Below are 20,943 nucleotides of genomic sequence, written 5' to 3'. Positions count from 1 at the left end.
GCACTGTCCGCCCGCGCTGCCCACAGCCGAGCCCGTGTGAACCCGTCCTGTGCGGGGTACAAGGTCAACGAGTCACGGTCGGCGCCCGCAGCACCTCACGTGGCCGCTGGGCGGTTGCGCGACCGAATCATTCGGAGAGCAGCCCCCACAGGCGGCTTGCCGCCGTACTGAGCCGGAAGCCATACACAAAACAGGCATAACATCCGGTCCGCCCTGACGTCAATCATCCATCAATCGGATGTGGCACAACGCCCCTCAGCATTTGTGCCGGGGCCGTGAGCGCCGATCCGGCCTCGCTACCCGTCAGCACGAACGGGCATCACGAGGAGTCAGCGATGAGCTGGAACGTCATCGGATCCACGGGCGCCGAAGAGCGCGAGCAGGCTCTGTTCGCCGAGTGCAGCGAACACGTGCCGGCACTGCTCGCTTATGTGTGCCGGATGTTGGGCGGTGACCGCCACAGAGCCGAGGACATCGTGCAGGAAACCCTGCTGCGCTGCTGGCGCAAGTACAACTCGGGCGAGGAGATGCTGCGCCCTTGGCTGTTCACCGTCGCACGCAACCTTGTCATCGACGGACACCGCAAGAAGCTGGTCCGCCCCCAGGAGGTGGACGGCGCTGCCTGGCTCGAACAGGAGGCCTGCGAACTCGACCACATCGAAAGAATGTTGTCCGCCGTGGTAGTAAGCGAGGCTCTCAAGGCCCTGTCTCCGATCCACCAAGGAGTGCTGCACGAGACGTACTACCTCGGCAGAACCGTCGAGGAGGCAGCCAAGGCACTTGGCATCCCTGTGGGCACGGTGAAATCACGAATTTTCTACGCCCTTCGTTCCCTTCGTCTCGCGCTCCAGGAGCGCGGTGCCATTCCCGTCGGAAGCGACGTGGCCACCGCACACACCATGCGCCACCGGCCAAGTTCCTCCGCCTGACCGGGACAGCGATGAATCCGCATGGAGCCTCCTACCGTGCCCACCACAGGGTGTTCAGGGGCACACCCACGGCCCCGGACACCGACGAGCAGGTGACCGTGGACTTGAACGGGGTCCCGGTCATGGTCCGCTCCCCGTTGTCGCCGACGACTGCGCCCGGACGGCGCGTGGTGGGGCTGCCGGGTGGAGGGCGCCATGATGGTGGTGCGTGTGGGAGATTCCCCGCCACAACCCGGCCCGGCCTCCGCGGATTCACTGCTCATTGCCTCATACACCTTTTCCATGCACGCACGCCATCCAGCACTCACCGCCCCCGCCCCGGCCGCTCGACTCCCGAGCGAACACACCCAAGGCATGGAGTCCCGCACCCCGCCCCCGAACACACAACGCACTCCCACCCTCATGGGTTCAACGATCCGTCCACCCGCTCAACGCGGGTCCGGGATCCTTCCACTGAACGGCTCTGACCGGCAGTCGGCTCTGTCCCGGGGATGCCGTTGGTGATCTTCAGGCGTTCTGGGTCCGGCAGAGCCGCAGGGAGTGACTGGTACGGCTCCGAGCGCCTGCACTCCGCCCTCGGCCACGTCCCACCCGAGGAATTCGAAGCCGCCTACTACTGTTCCCCGGCCAATGGGACGCCGCCTGAAAACAGGCGAACCGGCCGCTACGAAACCGAGGGCGGCTTACCGGCCGAGATCATTGGAGGCGGGGCGGCTTACCGGCCGAGATCATTGGACGCGGGGCGGCTGCGGCGGTCAGCAGGGAGGCGGACGCCTCGACTTTCGGGCCATTGCGGCAAGGGAGCGGTCATGCCTCGCGTAGATCCTTGACGCGGCGGAGCTTGCCCAGTGACCGCTCCAGGGTGTCCGGCTCGACGATCACGACCTCGACGCTCACGCCGACGCCGTCCTTGATGCGCTGCACAATCGTCCGGGCAGCGGCCTCGCGTTGGTCGGGAACCATGCCGGGGCGTGCTTCGACACGGACGGTCATGTGGTCCATGCGCTCGCGTCGGGACAGCTGGATCTGGAAGTGGGGGGCCACACCCGGGGTGCGCAGCACGATCTCCTCGATCTGGCTGGGGAAGACGTTCACCCCGCGCAGGATGATCATGTCGTCGCAGCGGCCGGTGATCTTCTCGATGCGGCGGAAGGCCGGCCGGGCCGTGCCGGGCAGCAGGCGGGTCAGATCGCGCGTGCGGTAGCGGATGATCGGCAGAGCTTCCTTGGTGAGAGAGGTGAAGACGAGCTCGCCGCCCTCGCCCTCGGGCAGGACGTCGCCGGTGACCGGGTCGACGACCTCGGGGTAGAAGTGGTCCTCCCACACGTGCAGGCCGTCCTTGGTCTCCACGCATTCCTGGGCGACACCCGGGCCGATCACCTCGGACAGGCCGTAGATGTCGACGGCGTGGATGTCCGTGCGCTCCTCGATCTCGCGGCGCATCTCCTCCGTCCACGGCTCCGCGCCGAAGATGCCGACCTGCAGCGACGTGGAGCGCGGGTCGACGCCCTGGCGCTCGAACTCGTCGAGCAGGGTCAGCATGTAAGAAGGCGTGACCATGATGATCTCGGGTTTGAAGTCCTGGATGATCTGCACCTGGCGTGCCGTCATGCCGCCCGAGGCGGGGATCACGGTGCATCCGGCCCGCTCGGCGCCGTAGTGGGCGCCGAGACCGCCGGTGAACAGGCCGTAGCCGTAGGAGATGTGCACCTTGTGTCCGGGGCGGCCGCCGGCGGCGCGGATCGAGCGGGCGACCACGTCGGCCCACATCGACAGGTCGTTCTCGGTGTAGCCGACCACGGTGGGGCGGCCGGTGGTGCCGCTGGAGGCGTGGATGCGGCGGACGTCGGCCATGGGCACGGCGAACATGCCGAAGGGGTAAGTGTCGCGCAGGTCTGCCTTGGTGGTGAAGGGGAACCGGGCCAGGTCCTCGAGCGAGCGGCAGTCCTCGGGCAAGACCGCAGCCTCGTCGAACTTCTTGCGGTACAGCTCCACATTGTCGTACGCGTGCCGCAGGGTCGCTCGCAGACGGCGGAGCTGGACGTCTCTCAGCTCCGCGCGCGACATCCGCTCGCCGTCGTCCAGCAGGTGTGCGGGCAGAGGGTCCCCGCGCCGGATCGTGGCGGGCGCCGAGGTCTTCCGTTCGCTGGTCATTGGAACTCCTTGGGCTGCGTGGTCTTGATGGCGCGGCTCCGGCCGCGGAACTCCGCGATCACCTCGTCGCCGCGCAGGACGCTCACGTCGTAGATGCCGCTGCGGCCGAAGCGGGTGCGCTCGCGAGCGGTGGCCACCAGGACGTCGCCCTCATGCGCGGGGGCTATGAAGTCGATGTCGGCTCCGGCCGCCACCGTCACGGGCCCGTGGCTGTTGCAGGCACAGGCGAAGGCGGTGTCAGCGAAGAGGAACACATAGCCGCCGTGAAGGATCTTGTGGCCGTTGATCATCGCCGCGGTCACGGTCATCCGGAGCACGGCGGTTCCTTCGCCCCGCTCGAGCAATTCGATGCCCAGCCGCCGCGACGCCTCGTCCGCAGCGAGCATCCTCTCGGCGGGCCCCGGTGTCGCCTTAGTGGCCTGCGTCACTGTTTCCACCACCTTGTGTACCGACCGAACGTTCGGTTAGCGTGCGGCGCAGCTAAGTAATCCAGCCACACCACTGCCTGTCAAGAGGTGGACCACATGCCGCACAAGAGCCCCGACGGCTCCGATGCCTTCGCGCGCCATCGCACTCTGCTGGAGCAGGCGGTGGCCGCCGCCGGGAGCCGGGAACACTGGACGCCGTACCCGGAGTCACCGAGCAAGACGATGTACGGCGAGGACGCCGCAAAGCTGGGGGAGGCAGCCTTCCGTGACCAGGTCGGCAGGCCGTTCGAACTGCCGGGCCACCCCGGCGAGGCGTACGTACCGCCCACGGAGACGTCCCCGTACGGCTTTCCGCTCGGCATCAGTTATCCCCGCATCGCGCCGGATGCGGCCGTAGCCGCCGCGAAGGCCGCCACCGGCTCCTGGCGGGACGCCGGCCCGGACGTCCGCGCGGGTGTCACCGCGGAGATCCTGGCCCGGCTGAACGCGACGAGCTTCGAAATCGCGCACGCCGTCCAGCACACCACCGGGCAGGCATTCGTCATGGCGTTCCAAGCCGGTGGCCCGCACGCCCAGGACCGTGGCCTGGAGGCGGTCGCCCACGCCTGGGCGGAGCAGAAGCGGCAGCCGAGCGCGGCCCGTTGGAGCAAGCCGCAGCGCACGGGCGGCCCGCTGGTGATGGACAAGAAGTTCACGCCGGTCGGGCGCGGGGTGTCCCTGTTGATCGCCTGCAACACCTTCCCGACCTGGAACGGCTACCCGGGCCTGTTCGCCTCCCTCGCCACCGGCAACCCGGTCGTGGTCAAGCCGCACCCGGGTGCCGTGCTGCCGCTCGCGATAACCGTGCGCGTGGCCCGGGAAGTGCTGGCCGAGGCCGGCTTCGATCCCAACCTTGTGATTCTGGCGGCGGAGGAGCCCGGCGACCGGACCGCGGGCACCCTCGCACTGCACCCGGACGTACGGATCATCGACTTCACCGGCTCCACCGCCTTCGGCGACTGGCTGGAGACCAACGCCCGCCAGGCCGTCGTGTACACCGAGAAGGCCGGTCTGAACACGGTCGTGCTCGACTCCACGGACGACTACCGGGGTCTCCTTGGCAACCTGGCCTTCTCCCTGGCCCTGTCCACCGGGCAGATGTGCACGACCCCGCAGAACCTCCTGATCCCCCGCCAGGGCATCACCACCGACCAGGGCGGGCGGAGCGCCGACGAGTTCGCCGCCGATCTCGCCGCCGCCCTGGACGCATTGCTCGCCGACCCGGCCCGCGCCGTCGCCACGCTCGGTGCCCTCGTGAACGACGGCGTCCGCGAGCGGCTGGAGCAGGCGGCGGCACTGGGGCGGACGGTGCGCGCGTCGGCGGTGGTCGAGCACCCGGAGCATCCGAAAGCGGACGTCCGTACACCGCTGGTCACCCGGCTGGACGCGGAAGCCGACCGGGAGACGTACACGCGTGAGTGGTTCGGGCCGATCTCGTTCGTCATCGGCACCGGCTCCACCGAGGACAGCCTGCGCATCTTCCGCGACACCGTCCGGGAGCACGGTGCCCTGACCGCCGCCGTCCACTCCACGAGCGAGGAAGTACTGGCTGCGGCCGAGGAAGCCGCTCTGGATGCGGGCGTGCACCTGTCGGAGAACCTGACCGGCGGCGTGTTCGTCAACCAGTCCGCCGCCTTCAGCGACTTCCACGGCAGCGCCGCGAACCCCGCGGCCAGCGCCACCCTGTCCGACGCCGCCTTCGTCACCGGCCGTTTCGCCGTCCTGCAGTCGCGCCGCCCGGCACCCGTCACCGCCGAGGAGGTGGCCCATGCCTGACGAGGTCTACCTGGTCGACGGAGCCCGCACCCCACAGGGCCGCTACGGCGGTGCCCTGGCCTCCGTCCGCCCCGACGACCTGGCGGCCCTCGTCGTCGGCGAGGCCGTGCGCCGCTCCGGCGTTCCTGCCGAGGCGGTGGACGAGGTGATCCTCGGCGCGGCCAACCAGGCCGGTGAGGACAACCGGGACGTCGCGCGTATGGCCGTGCTGCTGGCCGGGCTCCCCCACACCGTGCCCGGCTACACCGTCAACCGGCTGTGTGCCTCGGGCCTGACCGCAGTCGCCGCGGCCGCCCAGGCGATCCGGGCCGGTGAGGCCGAGTTGGTCGTGGCAGGCGGGGTGGAGTCGATGACCCGGGCCCCGTGGGTCATGGAGAAACCCGGCACGCCGTGGGCCAAGCCGGGCGCGGTCCACGACACCGCCCTGGGCTGGCGCTTCACCAACCCGCGCTTCGCCGCCGCCGACCGGGACATACCGCAGGGCGCCGGACCGGAGAGGATGAAGGTGACCCTGTCGATGGGCGAGACCGCAGAAGAGGTCGCGGCCCTGGACGGCATCACCCGGGCCGAGTCCGACGCGTTCGCCCTGCGCAGCCACCAGCGGGCTGTTGCGGCACGGGACGCGGGCCGCTTCGACCGTGAGATCGTGCCCGTTGCGGTGAAAGACGGGGAGGTCACCCACGACGAGGGGCCGCGTCCTTCCACCTCGCTGGACAAGCTCGGCACGCTGCGCACCATCTTCCGCAAGGACGGCATCGTCACCGCGGGTTCTTCTTCGCCGCTGTCCGACGGCGCCGCCGCACTGGTGGTGGCGAGCGCCGCAGCCGTGAAGCGGTACGGGCTCACCCCGCGGGCCCGGATCGTCACCTCCGCCTCGGCCGGTGTCCAGCCCCATGTCATGGGTCTCGGCCCGGTGCCCGCCACCGAGAAGGCCCTGGCCCGCGCCGGATGGCAGACGGGCGGCCTGGATGCGGTCGAGTTGAATGAGGCATTCGCCGCACAGGCGCTGGCCGTGATCCGCCGCTTGAAGCTCGACGAGGACAAGGTCAACGCCGACGGCGGCGCCATCGCGCTGGGCCACCCGCTGGGCTGCTCCGGCGCTCGCATCCTGCTCACGCTCCTCGGCCGGCTGGAACGCGAGGATGCCCGCCGCGGACTGGCGACTTTGTGCGTCGGTGTCGGCCAGGGCGTCGCGATGCTGGTGGAGCGGACATGAGCGAGGGCACGTACGAAACGCTCCAGGTCGAAGAGCGCGAGGACCGGGTCGTTGTCACCCTGCACCGTCCCGAGGCCCGCAATGCCATCAGCGGCCGCATGATCGACGAGTTGCACGAGGTGTGCGACCGCTTGACGCGTACGCCGAAGCTGCTGCTGCTCACGGGCCACGCTGGTGTCTTCGCGGGCGGCGCCGACATCGCCGAACTGCTGCGGCGCGGCAGCAGCGAGGCCCTGCAGGGCATCAACAGCCGCCTGTTCGAGCGGGTGCGGCGACTGCCCATGCCCACGGTCGCCGCCGTCGACGGCTGGGCCCTGGGTGGCGGCGCGGAGCTGGCGTACGCCTGCGACCTGCGTATCGCCGCAGAGGACGCCGTCTTCGGCAACCCCGAGCCGGGCCTCGGCATCCTCGCCGCGGCCGGCGCCTGCTGGCGGCTGCCCGAACTGGTCGGCGAGTCGGTCGCCAAGCAAGTGCTGCTCGCCGGGCGGAACCTCGACGCGCCGGCGGCGCTGGCGGCCGGGCTGGTCATCGCCGTTGTCCCGGCAGACAAGCTGCTGGACGAAGCGCACGCGCTGCTGGACCGCATGGCCCGCTCCTCGGCCATGGCCCTGCGCCTGACGAAACTCGTCGTCGACTCCCCCGGCGCCCACCCGGTCGCCGACGACCTGGCCCAGGCCCTGCTGTTCGAAGGAGAGGACAAGAAGGACCGCATGGCACGTTTCCTGGAAAAGAGGAGCCGCGCATGACCTCAGCACCCGCAGTCGTCGGGGTGATCGGCGGCGGCCGTATGGGCGCCGGGATCGCGCAGTCCTTCGCGGCGGCCGGCTCGTCGGTGACCGTCGTGGAAAGCAGCCACGGCGCCGCTGTCGCGGCCTTGGACCGCGTCGCCGTCGGCCTGCAGCGAGCCGCCGAGCGCAACCTGCTGTCCGAGCCCGCCCAGCAGGTGCTCGCCCGCGTGTCGACGATTCAGCGCGTCGACGCCCTGCCCCCGGAGGCAGACCTGGTCGTGGAGGCCGTTTTTGAGGACGCCGCGCTCAAGGCCCGTCTCCTGGCCGCCGCCGAGAAGGCCGTGAGCCCGAGCACGGTGCTGGCAAGCAACACCAGTTCCTTGTCGGTCGCCGAACTCGCCTGCGCGCTCACCCGGCCCGGCCGCTTCCTGGGCATGCACTTCTTCAACCCCGTGCCGGCCTCCGAGCTGGTCGAGATCGTCCTCGCGCCCGGCACCGACGCCGGCACCCTGCACCGTGCACTCGGCTGGACGCGCTGCCTCGGCAAGAAGGATGTCGTCGTCAAGGACTCCCCCGGCTTCGCCAGCAGCCGCCTCGGCGTGGCGCTGGGCCTGGAGGCGATCCGCATGGTCGAGGAGGGCGTCGCTCAGCCGGAGGCCATCGACGACGCCATGCGGCTCGGCTACAAGCACCCGATGGGTCCGCTGCGCCTGACCGACCTGGTCGGGCTCGACGTACGTCTCGCCATCGCCGAGCACCTGCACACCACGCTCGGCGAGCGCTTCGCTCCGCCCCGGCTGCTGCGGGAGAAGGTCGCCCGCGGCGAGCTGGGGCGCAAGAGCGGACTGGGGTTTTACACATGGCAGTGAGCACCACCGCCTCGGCCGTGGCCGAACCACCGCGGCACGGCACTGTCAGCCGCTGCGCACCTCCGCGTCCCGCCGCAGGTCCCACGACCGCGTACCCCGGGGCCAAGGCGCTGCTGCGCAGCGGGGGCGCGGCAGGTGCTCCCGCCCTACCACGACGCGAGGCTGTGGCGCAGGAACCGCTGGGCAGCACAAAGGACCACCAGGGCGCGGTGCGGGTCCTCCTCGCGCACCGGCAGCCGTCCTTCTCGGGACGCTGAACCAGGCCCCGCACATGGCAGAAGCACGAGGGACTCACCACAACATGATCCAGAAGAACGGTCGGTAGGGGAAGGTGGTACAGATGGCCACGTCACAATCAAGCCGGTCGACGGCGGGCGGCGCCGGGTCGGATCTCCAGGAACACTTCGACGCCACAATCGCGCTCAATCAGCGGATCGAGCCACGCGACTGGATGCCGGAGGGCTACCGCAAGACGCTGATCCGGCAGGTGGCGCAGCACGCGCACTCGGAGATCATCGGCATGCAGCCGGAGGGCGAGTGGATCACCCGCGCCCCCTCGCTGCGGCGCAAGGCGATCTTGTTCGCGAAGGTGCAGGACGAGGCCGGCCACGGGCTCTACCTGTACTCGGCGGCCGAAACCCTGGGCGCCGACCGCGCGCAGCTCACCGAGTGGCTCATCGAGGGACGCCAGAAGTATTCGTCGATCTTCAACTACCCGACGCCGAACTTCGCCGACGTCGGCGTGATCGGCTGGTTCGTCGATGGCGCGGCCATCTGCAATCAAGTGCCGCTGTGCCGCAGCTCGTACGGGCCCTATGCGCGTGCCATGGTGCGGATCTGCAAGGAGGAGTCCTTCCACCAACGGCAGGGCTACGAACTGCTGATGACGATGATGCGCGGCACCGACGCCCAGCGCGAGATGGTCCAGGACGCCGTGAACCGCTGGTGGTGGCCGTCACTGATGATGTTCGGCCCGCCGGACGACAACTCCCCCAACTCGGCCGCTTCCATGGCCTGGAGGATCAAGCGGCACAGCAACGACGAACTGCGCCAGCGCTTCGTCGACATGACCGTCCCGCAGGCGGCCAAGCTCGGCGTGACTCTGCCCGACCCCGAGCTGCGCTGGGACCAGGAGCGCGGCCACCACGACTTCGGTACACCCGACTGGGACGAGTTCCAGCGTGTGATCTCCGGCGACGGCCCCTGCAACGCCCAGCGCATCGAGCGGCGCCGGACCGCTCACGAGGAGGGCACCTGGGTACGCGAGGCGGCCGCCGCACACGCGGCCAAGCAGGCCACCCGGGCACACAAGGGAGCGGCAGCATGAGCACCACGCAGCATCAGAGGGACGATTGGCCGCTGTATGAGGTGTTCGTACGCGGAAAGCGCGGCCTGAACCACGTCCATGTGGGTTCGCTGCACGCCGCCGACGACCGTATGGCCCTCACCCACGCCCGGGACCTGTATACCCGGCGCAACGAGGGCGTGAGCATCTGGGCGGTGCGCTCCGAGCACATCGCGGCCTCCACACGCGACGAGAAGGACCCGTTCTTCGCGCCCAGCGCCGACAAGGTGTACCGGCACCCGACCTTCTACGACATCCCCGACGACGTCCCCCACATCTAGGAGCAGGACTTGAGCGACGACCACGTCTACCTGTCCCTGGCCGAGGGACACGAAAGCGGCGACGAGCGCTGGGCCTTCGGCACCGGCTTCGAGGACCCCCTGTACGGCGTGGACACCGCCGTGCCCGACGGCGTGGACACCGCGGAGCTGGCCGCATCCTGCCTGGCGCTCGGCGACGACGCCCTCGTCTCAACCCAGCGCCTGGCCGAGTGGACCACCCGCGCCCCCGAGCTGGAGGAGGAGGTGGCGCTCGCGAACATCGGCCTCGACCTGCTCGGCCAGGCCCGACTGCTGTACGCGCGCTGCGGCCAGGTCGACGGCACCGGGCGCGGGGAGGACGCATACGCCTACTTCCGCGACGCGGAGGACTTCCGCCCCGTACGCCTGGCCGAACTGCCCAACGGCGACTTCGCGTTCTGCGTCGCACGGCTGCTGGTGCTGTCCAGCTGGCGGCTGGCGCACTTCCACCACCTCACCGCCTCTCCCGACCCGGTCCTTGCGGCCATCGCGGCGAAGGGCGTGAAGGAACTGACCTACCACCGCCAGTACGCCGCGGAGTGGGTGGTCCGGCTCGGCGACGGCACCGAGGAGTCCCACCGCCGGATGCGGGCCGCACTGGAGCAAGTGGGCCCGTATCTGGACGAGTTGTTTACCGCGTACGACGCCCAAGAGGAGGTGGCCGCCGTGCTGCGCCAGGTCACCCAGGCCGCAGGGCTGCCCTTCCCGGCAGGACAGTCGTTGCCCGGTGCGGGGCGCGACGGCGATCACACCGAGCACCTCGCTCTCCTGCTCGCCGAGCTGCAGAGCGTGGCCCGCGCCCACCCGGAGGCGACATGGTGACCCCGCCGACGGATGAACGCCTCGCCCGGCACATCGCCGAGCGGGTGCCGGACCCGGAGCTGCCCATGCTGACCCTCGCTGACCTCGGCGTACTGCGGGAGGTGTCGCTCACTGCGGACGGGACCGTCGTGGCCACTCTCACCCCGACGTACTCCGGCTGCCCGGCCATGTCCGAGATGCGCGCCGAGGTGGCGGCGCGTCTGAAGGCCGCCGGGTACGAGCGGGTGGAGGTGCGCACCGTCCTCGACCCGCCGTGGACAACGGACTGGATCACTGACGCCGGGCGCCGCTCGCTCGCCGAGCACGGCATCGCGCCCCCCGGGCCGGCGCCGCGATCCTCGACCGGCCCGGTGCCTCTGGTGCTGTCCGCCGCCCGGCCCGCGGTCCCCTGTCCGCGTTGCGGTTCCGCCGACACGGAGGAGACCTCCCGCTTCGGCGCCACCTCCTGCAAGGCGCTGTGGCGCTGTGGTGCCTGCCGCGAACCGTTCGAATACGTCAAGGAGATCTGATGGAAGACCTGTTGGCAGCCGGCACCGCGGCCCTGGCCACGGCACGGCGCACGCGCCGCCGCCCGGCCTTCCACCCCCTCCGCGTGGCTGCCGTGCAGCGGCTGTGCGAGGACGCGGTCGCCGTCGGTTTCGACATCCCCCCCGGCCTGGCCCAGGAGTTCGCCTTCGCTCCCGGGCAGTCGCTCACTTTGCGCCGCCGCATCGACGGGCGCGACGAGCGGCGCTCGTACTCGGTCTGCTCGCCGGTCGGGTCCCGGCCGCGGATCGGGGTTCGGGAGGTGCCCGGTGGTGTGTTCTCCTCCTGGCTGGTCCGCGAGGTGACGCCCGGCGACACGATCGAGGTGATGAGCCCCACCGGTGCCTTCACGCCCGACCTGACCACGCCCGGTCACCACGTCCTGGTCGCCGCCGGATCGGGCATCACCCCGATGCTGTCCATCGCCGAGTCCGTGCTCGCCGCCGACGACCGCTCCCGCATCACGCTGTTCTACGGCAACCGCCGCACCGACTCGGTGATGTTCGCCGACGAGCTCGCCGACCTCAAGGACCTCCACCCCACTCGTTTCCAGCTCGCCCACGTCCTGTCCCGCGAGCCCCGTGAGGCCGACCTGCTCTCCGGCCGCCTGGACGCCGACCGGCTCGGCGCACTCATCGACGGCCTGGTGGACATCGCCGACGCAGACCACTGGTGGCTGTGCGGCCCGCATGGCATGGTGCGCGACGCGCAGCGGGTCCTGGCAGCACTCGGCGTGTCAGGCGACCGGATCCACCAGGAACTGTTCTTCGCCGACGAGGAACCGGTGCGCACCGCACACCACGCGCAGGCCCCGGCCGACGGACCGGTGAGCCAGGTCACCGTCGTCCTCGACGGCCGCTCCACCACCTCCGCCCTGCCTCGCGACACCACCCTCCTCGACTCGGCGTCACGCATCCGTCCGGACCTGCCCTTCGCCTGCAAGGGCGGCGTCTGCGGCACCTGCCGTGCGATGGTCACCGAGGGCGAGGCCGACATGCGCCGCAACTACGCGCTCGAACCCGCCGAGGTCGACGCCGGCTACGTCCTCACCTGCCAGACCTTCCCCCTCTCCGACGCCCTGACCGTCGACTTCGACGGCTGAGGACCACCACCGGCCGACGAGGTGTACAGCGAGGCGCACGCCTGGGCCACGAAACTCGCCCTGGGCCGGCAATCGCACTGCGCGCCGCCAAGGAGTCCATCGACACGGGCCTCGAGACGGACACCGAGACCGGACTCGCGGCGGAGTGCACCTGGTTCGCGGGCCTCTTCGCGGCCGAGGACCGCGAGCGCGGGATGCGCAGCTTCGTGAAGGAGGAGCCGGGCAACCTCCTCGGCCGTACACCACGTCCGTTGACGTGACCCATCAGGCATGGGGAAGCTCCTTGGTGCGGCGCACAAACCCACTGAGGCGTGCGGCATGTCCAGGTGCTCCACACCCGGCGCAGCGGTTGCGGGGGCAGACCAACACTGCCGGTTCCGCCCCGGATCCTCACTGGACGGGAAACCGGCTCCCCGCCGTCAGCGGCGGGGAGCCGGAACCCGTGCCCTGACGGGCGTTTGCGCACCCCTGACCGCCCAGAGCTGCTGGGTCAGGAGGCGATGGTCGTTGTCTCGCCGGCGCCGCTGTTCTGGAGCCACTGGGACCAGGACAGGTTGAAGTCCGCGTAGCCGTTGTCGCCTGCGGCCTTGCCGCGGGGGGAGCCGGTGATGGTCATCGGGTCGCCCTGTTTGACGAAGTCGTAGAACCACTTGGCGTCGGACAGCGACAGGTGCACGCAGCCGTGCGAGCCCTCGCCGTGGCCGGGTTGCGGGTCGCCGTTGGAGTAGTGGATGTAGGTGCCCGAGGTGGTGAGATGAACGTCCCAGGGGAGAGTCACGTCGTAGTAGTTCGGGTCGCCCTTGGTGCAGCTGATGCCGACGCTGCAGGAGGTCATGTGGACTTTGGCCTCCTTGTCGATGACCGCCATGGTGCCGTCCCAAGAGGGAAAGCTCTTACTGCCCGCGTCGATGGGAAGAATCTTGACGACCGTACCGTTGTGCGTGACTTGCATGGTGTGGCCCGTCACCGACACCTTGGCCTCGTTGTCGTCACCGATGGTGAAGGCGTGACGGTAACTGTGCGTCCCGTACCGGCCGTTGCCGTCGGTGACGCCGGTCAGCTCGGCGTCGATGGTGACCGTGGTACCCGGCTTCCAGTAGGTCTCCGGGCGGAAGTCGACGCGGGTGCTGCTGAACCAGTGCCACGCGCCGGTGGTCGGCACGGACGTCGTGATCTTGAGAGCCTTCTCGACCCCGGCTCGTGCCGAGACGGCGACCGGCTTGTTGAAGACCACCGACACCGGCATCGCCACACCGACGGTGGAGCCGTCTCGCGGAGCGATGGAGTCCAGGAGCATCGGCGGCCCCGCCGGCGTGCTCGGCTTGGGGCTGGCGCTCACCTTCGCCGCGGCCGCCTTGCCGTTGGACGTGGCCGCCGGGTGGGCGGCAGCATCGCATGCGCTTGTACCCGCGAGTACAGCGCCGGTCACCAGTGCGATCTGGATGCCGGTCCTGACCCGGCTCGTGGTCGCGCGCCTCTTCCCCCACAGCTGTGCATGCCTGCGCAAAACATCGCTCCTTGCGTTGTCGCCGAAACGCCGCGACGCACAGGCCGCGCGCTTCCCCCCGGCGGCCCCATCACCGGGCCCCTCATATGTCGAACATTTGATCAAACCGTCAAGACCGATCCATCACGGGTTCGTCTTGACTGTGTAACCGTGATCCCTGGGCGAGCGCGCCGCTACGGCGTTGTGAGGGACCGCCTCCGGCGGCCCACACATCCTCAGACGTGACCCCGACGCCCTCACGCCTGGTGGCTCCTCGGCAACCAGGCTCATCGAGTTGCCCCAGTCTCTTCTCATTGTGAGCTACGACGCCGTGGGAGAAACGGTTCACTTCCTCCTCTTGGAGCCTCACGCAAACATCCTTGTCGGCCCAGGGGCTTACGCGCCATCCGTTCCTGGCCCACCCCCGCCATAACCCTCAACCGGTGGTGGCGAGCCCGGACGGACAAGGACCCACCCTCCGAGCTCCAAGCCCTGACCGACGCGGTCACCACCGGATACGGCATTGACCTCTACTGCCGGAATCAACGAACTACCGGTGGCGTGCCCGAGCGAGCCACATCAGAACAGCTGGCCACGCACGGCACCGTCGGGGAACTCCCCCGTGTGGAGGTTGAAGTAGAAGCCGAGGGGCTGGCGGCGGATCTGGGAGACCAGGGCAGGGTCCTGTCCGGTCACGGTGCCGGATACGGCGAAGATGTTCTGCGGCATCTCGCTGGTGAACAGCGGAACCTTCACTTCCCCGTTGACTCCGAAGTTCCCTTGGTGGATGTGGCCGAAGGTGGGAGCGGTGATGTTCACCCAGGCGGTGGAGTAGTCAACGCTACTGCCATGGGCGTTCACAAAGGCGATGGCATGCCCGTCGGGATCCCCGACCTTCTTGCCGGGGACCTTGACCTCCTGGCCGCCGTCCGCCAGGGCGAGAAGATGGGTGCCATTGATGATGTCAAGTGGATTGACGCGGTGGCGCACCGGAATGAGCTGGCCTCGGACGGCCCCGCCGGGAAATTCCTTGGTGTGCAGGTTGAGGTAGAAGTCCGACGGATGACTGCGCAGGGACTCGGCCAGTTGAGGATCATCCACCGCAACCTGGCCGGCGGCAGCATGGACCGTGTCGGGCATGGGCGTGGTGAACAGTGGCACCTTCACGTCCCCGTTGACGCCCGCTGTGCCCTGGTGAATGTGGCCGAGAGTGGGAGCCGAAATGTTCTGCCACTGAAATGCGAAGGTGATGCGATTGCCCTTGAGTGTGACCAAGGCCGTGGCGTGACCGTCCGGGTCACCGACACGGGGCTTGCCCGCCACCTGAACCTCCTGATTACCGGTCAGGTTGGCCCTGAAATAGGCGGCTGTCCCATGCACGGCCGTCATCGGCGAGGAGCTCTGGGAGCTGCCGGAGTCGCCGTGGGACATGTCCATCCCCGGCATGCTCGACGCCGACGCCTCCCCGGTCGGATGCGCCCTGTATTCGCCCCGGGCGACCGCAGGTCCCGCGGTCGCCAGTGTGAGGACGGCGGCAGCCGCCAGGAGCCTATAGCGCTTGCGCAGCATGGTTTTCTCCTTCGGTTTAGGTGAAGTCGTGTCGGCCCCAGGGGCGGTCGTTCAGTCACTACGTGGCCCCATGGGGCACAGTTCACCTGCGAGCCGCGACGCTCTCGGCTCGATATTTCCGCAAAGGACGAGGCAACCGTGGTGAACCCTTGCGACCGTCTGGTGCGTGTACACCGATGCTGTGCCTACTCGGGCGGGTGAGGGGCCTCAGACGTCCCTTCACCGTTGATTCAGGGAGATGACTGATGCGTGTGCGTATCGCTGTGCTGGCCGCTGCACCCCTCCTGCTCGCTCTGGCTGCCTGCAGTCCGAGTGCTGACCACTCCAGTGACAAGGCGGATTCCGTCGCCTCTGCCAAGGGGCAGCAGAAGGTGGAGGTCCAGGTCGTGAAAACGGACCTCGGGCCCGTCCTGGCTGATCAGACTGGCCGGACTCTTTATGCCTTCGTCAAGGACAAGGCCAACAGAAGTAACTGCGACGCCAAGTGCATAGCGGTTTGGCCGGCTCTGGCCGGTCGGATGCAGGCGAGCGCGGGCCCGGGGGTCGACAAGGGCCTGATCAGTGGGATCAGCCGCACAGAAAAGACAGTGCAGACGGCCTACAACAAGTGGCCGCTGTACTACTACGTCGGCGATGCAGCAGCGGGAGACATCAACGGGCAGGGCCTGGATGACGAGTGGTTCGTCGTGGGCGCCGATGGAAGGCTGATCGCGAAGACCAGCTGAGTCGTCGTTGCCTCCCCTGGTGGAATCCCCTGCCGCCGGGCCCCGACCTATTCCGGGGCGGTGCCGCCCCAGCCAGGGGCCAGCGGGAGTGCCGCATCTGACCGGCGTGCTCGAAGGCGCCGCCACGGGCCCCGCAGGGGCCCAGCCCCAGACTGACCTACGGGATCAACGTCCCGACGAAACAGCGGAGTCGGCGAGCGGGCACCCCGCCGATGCTTTCACGCCGGTACGGCGCACCCGGCGGTAACAGGGGCCAGGCTCCCGGCACTGTCGCTGCCCGCCCGCCACGGCCCGAAAAACCCATGGAACAACCGGCCCGGGTCTCGGGCACAAGCCATGCCCGCCCGGCGCCCGACAGCCGACACCAGCAGTGACCAACCGTCAGCCCGCCTCAGTCGCCCGAAGCGAAACGGGGAGGCTGAATCTTGAGCATTGCTCACCCGGCTTCGCTGCATGCCGAATATCCCACCGTCCTGGGCGAAAGCCGCTGATGTGCTCTGGCTGTGAACCACAGCGGGCAAGAGCGCCGTTCGTAGATTCAGGCGGAAAACAAGCCGCCACTGCACAGCCCACGAGACTCATCGCCGCCTGATCAGCTGACCGAGGCGCCGTGGGTTCAATCACGAGAGGGAGAAACAGAAACATGGGCACACGTTCACCAAGACTCCGGACGCGCGCAGGGGCCGTCTTCGCCTCGATAGTCACTTCTGCGGGCCTCGCCGTCATGCTCACCCAGGCTGCACCTGCCTCGGCGGCCAACCGCACCTTGTCCGTTCCCTTTTACCACCAACAACTCAGTGACGACTGCGAGGCGTCCGCCTTGAGGATGGTGCTGGCCTACCGGAGCCATCACCTGACTGACTGGCAAATCCTCAACGAAATCCACGTTGACCGCCTCCACCCCCATGCGGGTTACTCTGGCCCGACATCAGGTGACCCGTACATCGCCTTTGTGGGGGATCCGAACGGCGGCGAGATCTCCAACACCGGCTTCGGTGTGTACTACCCGCGGATCGCCGCCGTTGCGCGCCACAACGGCCTGCGGGTGCTTGCTGACGGACAGGGCATCACCCCCTTGCGCCTTTACAAGGCTGTCGCCAACGGCAACCCGGTGATCGTCTGGGCCGACTACCTCTGGCGCGCGAAGCGGGCCACGTACTATTACGCCTTCGACGGTCGCCGGATCCCCTACGCAGGTCCAGCCGAACACGCCGTCGTCATAACCGGGGTCACCCCCAACGGGGTATGGATAAACGACCCGGCGCGCGGACGCTACTGGAAGTCCAAGTCCTCCTTCGAGGCGGGCTACTCAACATACGGGCACATGGCCGTCATCGTTTCCTGAGGCACGCGGCGCAGTCGAGGACCAGCCACCGAACGCGCGGCCGTGCATGAGGCTGCCCGGTGAAGCGTGCGTGTGTGCGACATCCCGTCAGCGCCCTTGAGAAGGGCCGGGGACTGGTGCGGTGGCTGACGCTCCGTTTCCAGTCCCCACGCCCCTTCGGCCATGCGCTGCCCGTCCGGCGCTTCCAGACGATCGCGTCGACCACCTCCCGGTGGTCTCGCCACCAGCCGCGCCGCTTCAGGCCTCCGGTCCGGGAGTACGGCTCAATCCGTGCCCAACTGCTCCTTGTATTCCTGCAACGCCGCCTGGGTGGCCTTCCAGGAATCCTGGGCTTCGCCCTCTTCCGTATACACAATGCAGACCTGTCCCGCATCGCCTTCTTCGCTGATTGCCCACCACCCGTTTGACACCTCCCACAGCACGCGGATGTCGCCGCTTCGGAGGGTGAAGGTATGGCGTGTGAGTTTCGCCCACAACCCCCAGCCTTCGGGGCCGCAACTATGTCGGTGGTCATGCCGCCAGGCGCTCAGTTCCTCGGCAGCGTATTCCTGGGCCGTGACGAGCTCGACGCCGACCTGCGCTGGCACCGGAATCTCTGAGGCCGCAGCGAGATCTCTCGCGTGTATGGCTGCGGCGGTCGGCCGTTCTCGGTGAGCCGCGACTGCGGCCTCAACAGATGAGAATCCTGCGGATCGGAGCTCGTAGGACCTCGAAGACGTGATTCCTGCAGCTGCCAGAACTACTGCCTCGGAAGCTCGCCAGCTCTGATGCGGCTCTGCGTTTCGAAGCGCCGGCGTATGAGTCGTACTCACGAGATCCCAGCCGTCGTCCTGCCACTGATCGGGTGTCCGATCGAGCAGGCAAACCGCGTCATCAGCCGTCCTGACGCTCATCACCGGGAGGAGGTCCCGCAAGGTCAGCGGATTCCAGGGAGTCGTCAGAAGTATCTCTGCAGCCCCCGCGTCAGCGCCCACGCTCTCGTAGGCAGCAGCTGAATACAGGTATTCCTGCCGCATCTCACCGACAAGAAGAGAGCGCTCCGCTGTCACGGGTAGTGCGTATTCGCTCCCGTGACCGTTGAACCCAAAACGCCGAACAACGAGGGTTACCTTGTCTTCGTCCAAGAATACCTCGTCCATCGCAGCGAGCCCTGGGTACTCTGTCGGGACGGACTCATACTTTCCGGACTCCTGCCATGATGAATCGACCGGGATTGCATCGCCAGGGGCCAGTGGGATGTCGCTGTGATATCTCGTTCCCAAGAGAGAGAAAGAAGCCCGTCGCAGCGCGTCAGCTGGGTCGTCGTTGCTCGAACTGATGTCAATGTAGCTGGCTGCAGGCAACCCTCGGAGCGATGGACGCGGTAGGTCCTTGACGATCAGTATCGTGCCGCGCTCCCAGGCGATCCGGCGGCCGTCACCGGCGCCCGTGAGTGAGAGGGCACCATTGTGCAAGGCACATCCATGCAGTTGCGGCGCCTCCCAGCCCGGCTTGGCGCTGAGCAGCAATTCACCCGAAGGCAAGCCGAGATCCATCGTCGGTCGAACGGCAAGGAGATCCAGGCTCAGCAGGATGTCCACGTGTTCAACAGGCTGGCGGCCATCTCGACCGAGGCTGCGAGTAATGGCCACGAACCGCGGGTCTGCGGTGTTCGAGAAGCCAAGTCCTGGCGAGCCACCCAACTCCTCGGCCCCATGAAGTCCAGCGGTCGCACCGGCCACCGGATTCGCGGTCCAGGGCTCAGGAGCGTAGACGAGCGTACGCATCCAGGTCCAGGGTGCCTGCCAGTGAAAGCCCGCGCGCACGGGTTGGTGGTTTGTGAGCAGTCGTACTGCTTTGCCATACCCTGCTGCGGCGCTGGAGAGGCCGACACCAACGCTTCGCATGAGTAACTCCCTTGATTTCCTTCGCACAGCGCAGCACGGAGCCCACGGCCAAGTGATGAGGCTCCATCTGTCACTCAGACAGAGGTCGCGGGGGCATCCGCTGTGCCCCTGGGCGTCCAGACGATCGCCCAGGCCATCGGCGACAACACTACTACTGCCGGATTCCGGTTTCGGTGGGTATAGCCACTGCTAGCCGGGCGGTTTGGAGGCAGCCCAGGCAACTGCGAATGAAACCTTGTACGTCGGCGACCATCCGGCGAACGACGTCTTCCCTGCGCGAACGAGGCGAGCGCGGCATCAGCGAATCCACCCTCGAAGCCATCGCGGATGCTCTCGGCGTCGACCCCGCGCGGCTCCGAACCGGCCGCGACGCGATCCACACCCGCGTCCACGACGCGGGTGTGGACACTCTCCGCAGCGATCGCCACCTACGACGTTCCAGAGGACGGTCCGGTCCGCCCACTTCACGAACTCCGCGAGGCCGTTGATCAGGCCGTCGACTGGCGCCTGGCGGTTCCCCTCCCGCCAATTCCAGATCAACGTCGCCTGCAGCGAACTGGCGCCGCCCCACTCTGCAGTCAGCATGCACCCGCGGAGCCCTGAATCTCATGCACTTCAGCCTCCGCCCCCGCAGACACGTCCCCACCTTTGCTGGACTTCTCAGAGGGAATACCACCCGACCCTTCTCCGTGGACGTACCGAGAGAGGGGGTTTCTCAGTCCTTCACCTTTAACAGCGACGGCCTGTAAAACCATCGCACAATGAATTGGATCTTGCACGCAACACCTCGCGAAACGAAATGGGCGGACCGCGAAAACGAACGCTCGCATGGACACTGCTCGCGTTCGCCACCAACGGCGAGCCGACGAAGGTCCCTTGGCCGTCTCCCCAGGAGATCCACTGCCCGGGTCGGCGGACGGGTGAGCCTGGTACACGGCCTGCGGGCGCTCCGGTGCCACCCGCAGCAATGAAGTACGAAAACGGTCAGGGGACGCCGTGCAGGGCCGACCGGCAGTGCCCTCCCGGCACCGGCACCGGTACCCACCGAACCGACGCGACGGCACAACCCGCGTCACCGGCCCGGGAAGTCTCCGCCACCGAAACCGGCGGCACATGAGCCTGGGGTGCCGGGCCGGACCAAGACCCAGGCCTCTGGCCCGGATGACGTATGCACGTCCTGCGACGACACAGACGCACCAACAGACGCACCGGCGCGCTCTTGACGGCGACGGCATCGAGCAGCGTCCGCTCCGGCTCTGTCACCCCCTCAAGGCCACGGACTTCGCCGCTTGCCCCATGTTTGACAGCCGCGGGAGCAACATTTCTAGAGTTCGCGTATTCAGCTTGGGTCATGCGGGAGTTCGCGATGAAACTCCGCAGCTTTACTGTCACCAGTTCCGGCTTCATTGGCATGAAAGCTCCCCATTGGAAATGGATCGCCGCTGGCGGCCAACGGAAGACTCTGCCTTGCTCTACGCACACCCACCCGCCGTGGTTCACACACCGCCCGGATCGGACCCACTACGCGCAGGCACCTGCTCAACGAGCCGCAGCAGCCCAGTGGGACCATGCGGGCACGAGCCGGCTTGCCCCGGACCATGGGACGCAGACCAAACGAAACTGCTTGTGTCCTTGTGACATGTCGTTCAGGAGCGCAGTGGCAAGGGTCCAGGCCGATGCCGTCCGCCACAGGTCTGGCG

18 protein-coding genes and 2 pseudogenes are annotated in these 20,943 nt (G+C 68.2%); 15 read left to right on the top strand and 5 right to left on the bottom strand.

What is annotated here, in order from left to right:
* Window positions 1-335: 335 nt before the first annotated feature.
* Window positions 336-929: a sigma-70 family RNA polymerase sigma factor gene (locus AAW14_RS20975; RefSeq protein WP_265565443.1), complete on the top strand. Its 594-nt coding sequence runs from the start codon at window positions 336-338 to the stop codon at window positions 927-929.
* A gap of 807 nt (window positions 930-1,736) precedes the next feature.
* On the opposite strand, the gene paaK is transcribed toward AAW14_RS20975, so the two are convergent.
* Together paaK and paaI are read right to left on the bottom strand one after the other, a co-directional pair.
* Complete coding sequence (paaK, locus tag AAW14_RS20970) at window positions 1,737-3,083, bottom strand: phenylacetate--CoA ligase PaaK (protein WP_265565442.1); 1,347 nt, start codon at window positions 3,081-3,083, stop codon at window positions 1,737-1,739.
* A complete protein-coding gene (gene paaI, locus AAW14_RS20965; protein WP_265565441.1) occupies window positions 3,080-3,511 on the bottom strand; it encodes a hydroxyphenylacetyl-CoA thioesterase PaaI in 432 nt (143 codons plus the stop codon). Before paaI ends, paaK begins: the two co-directional genes overlap by 4 nt.
* Window positions 3,512-3,607: 96 nt before the next feature.
* On the opposite strand from paaI, the gene paaN reads away from it, so the two are divergent.
* From paaN to AAW14_RS20910, 11 genes and pseudogenes are all read left to right on the top strand, one after another.
* On the top strand, window positions 3,608-5,326 hold the full coding sequence (paaN, locus tag AAW14_RS20960) for a phenylacetic acid degradation protein PaaN (protein ID WP_265565440.1): 1,719 nt from the start codon (window positions 3,608-3,610) through the stop codon (window positions 5,324-5,326).
* Window positions 5,319-6,542: a thiolase family protein gene (locus AAW14_RS20955; protein WP_265565439.1), complete on the top strand. Its 1,224-nt coding sequence runs from the start codon at window positions 5,319-5,321 to the stop codon at window positions 6,540-6,542. The genes paaN and AAW14_RS20955 overlap by 8 nt, the downstream gene beginning before the upstream one ends.
* Complete coding sequence (locus AAW14_RS20950; protein ID WP_265565438.1) at window positions 6,539-7,288, top strand: enoyl-CoA hydratase/isomerase family protein; 750 nt, start codon at window positions 6,539-6,541, stop codon at window positions 7,286-7,288. The genes AAW14_RS20955 and AAW14_RS20950 overlap by 4 nt, the downstream gene beginning before the upstream one ends.
* Complete coding sequence (locus tag AAW14_RS20945; protein ID WP_265565437.1) at window positions 7,285-8,139, top strand: 3-hydroxyacyl-CoA dehydrogenase family protein; 855 nt, start codon at window positions 7,285-7,287, stop codon at window positions 8,137-8,139. Before AAW14_RS20950 ends, AAW14_RS20945 begins: the two co-directional genes overlap by 4 nt.
* On the top strand, window positions 8,130-8,396 hold the full coding sequence (locus AAW14_RS20940; protein ID WP_265565436.1) for a hypothetical protein: 267 nt from the start codon (window positions 8,130-8,132) through the stop codon (window positions 8,394-8,396). The genes AAW14_RS20945 and AAW14_RS20940 overlap by 10 nt, the downstream gene beginning before the upstream one ends.
* Before the next feature lie 83 nt (window positions 8,397-8,479).
* Entirely contained in the window at window positions 8,480-9,466 is a 987-nt protein-coding gene (gene paaA / locus AAW14_RS20935) for a 1,2-phenylacetyl-CoA epoxidase subunit PaaA (protein WP_265565435.1), read from the top strand.
* Window positions 9,463-9,765, top strand: coding sequence for a 1,2-phenylacetyl-CoA epoxidase subunit PaaB (gene paaB, locus AAW14_RS20930; protein ID WP_265565434.1), 303 nt, complete (start codon window positions 9,463-9,465; stop codon window positions 9,763-9,765). The genes paaA and paaB overlap by 4 nt, the downstream gene beginning before the upstream one ends.
* A 9-nt stretch (window positions 9,766-9,774) precedes the next feature.
* Window positions 9,775-10,605 carry a 1,2-phenylacetyl-CoA epoxidase subunit PaaC gene (gene paaC / locus AAW14_RS20925; RefSeq protein WP_265565433.1) on the top strand — a complete coding sequence of 277 codons (831 nt, stop codon included), beginning with the start codon at window positions 9,775-9,777 and terminating at the stop codon, window positions 10,603-10,605.
* On the top strand, window positions 10,599-11,114 hold the full coding sequence (gene paaD / locus AAW14_RS20920; protein WP_265565432.1) for a 1,2-phenylacetyl-CoA epoxidase subunit PaaD: 516 nt from the start codon (window positions 10,599-10,601) through the stop codon (window positions 11,112-11,114). The genes paaC and paaD overlap by 7 nt, the downstream gene beginning before the upstream one ends.
* Window positions 11,114-12,232, top strand: a complete 1,119-nt coding sequence (gene paaE / locus AAW14_RS20915; protein ID WP_265565431.1) for a 1,2-phenylacetyl-CoA epoxidase subunit PaaE — start codon at window positions 11,114-11,116, stop codon at window positions 12,230-12,232. Before paaD ends, paaE begins: the two co-directional genes overlap by 1 nt.
* A 9-nt stretch (window positions 12,233-12,241) precedes the next feature.
* Window positions 12,242-12,492: pseudogene (locus tag AAW14_RS20910) on the top strand (enoyl-CoA hydratase/isomerase family protein); the annotation flags it as partial.
* 230 nt (window positions 12,493-12,722) lie between these two features.
* Here the strand turns inward: AAW14_RS20910 and AAW14_RS20905 are convergent.
* Window positions 12,723-13,739 carry a L,D-transpeptidase gene (locus AAW14_RS20905; RefSeq protein WP_265565430.1) on the bottom strand — a complete coding sequence of 339 codons (1,017 nt, stop codon included), beginning with the start codon at window positions 13,737-13,739 and terminating at the stop codon, window positions 12,723-12,725.
* Window positions 13,740-14,092: 353 nt separating this feature from the next.
* Between AAW14_RS20905 and AAW14_RS39780 the strand changes: the two are divergent.
* Window positions 14,093-14,245 (top strand): annotated as a pseudogene (locus tag AAW14_RS39780) (IS701 family transposase); the annotation flags it as partial.
* Window positions 14,246-14,297: 52 nt separating this feature from the next.
* Here AAW14_RS39780 and AAW14_RS20900 read toward each other — a convergent pair.
* Window positions 14,298-15,287 (bottom strand): CHRD domain-containing protein, encoded by a 990-nt coding sequence (locus AAW14_RS20900; RefSeq protein WP_265565429.1) that lies wholly within the window; start codon window positions 15,285-15,287, stop codon window positions 14,298-14,300.
* Window positions 15,288-15,532: 245 nt separating this feature from the next.
* Between AAW14_RS20900 and AAW14_RS20895 the strand changes: the two genes are divergently transcribed.
* Complete coding sequence (locus AAW14_RS20895; protein ID WP_265565428.1) at window positions 15,533-16,012, top strand: hypothetical protein; 480 nt, start codon at window positions 15,533-15,535, stop codon at window positions 16,010-16,012.
* A 724-nt stretch (window positions 16,013-16,736) separates the two neighbouring features.
* Complete coding sequence (locus AAW14_RS20890) at window positions 16,737-17,357, top strand: C39 family peptidase (protein WP_265565427.1); 621 nt, start codon at window positions 16,737-16,739, stop codon at window positions 17,355-17,357.
* A 263-nt stretch (window positions 17,358-17,620) separates the two neighbouring features.
* Here the strand turns inward: AAW14_RS20890 and AAW14_RS20885 are convergent, their stop codons facing one another.
* Window positions 17,621-19,123, bottom strand: a complete 1,503-nt coding sequence (locus tag AAW14_RS20885; protein WP_265565426.1) for a hypothetical protein — start codon at window positions 19,121-19,123, stop codon at window positions 17,621-17,623.
* Window positions 19,124-20,943 lie beyond the last annotated feature (1,820 nt).

Origin of the sequence: Streptomyces hygroscopicus (assembly GCF_026168105.1) — a bacterium.
Lineage (GTDB): Bacteria > Actinomycetota > Actinomycetes > Streptomycetales > Streptomycetaceae > Streptomyces > Streptomyces hygroscopicus_D.
This window is presented reverse-complemented; position numbering and strand designations above follow the sequence as displayed.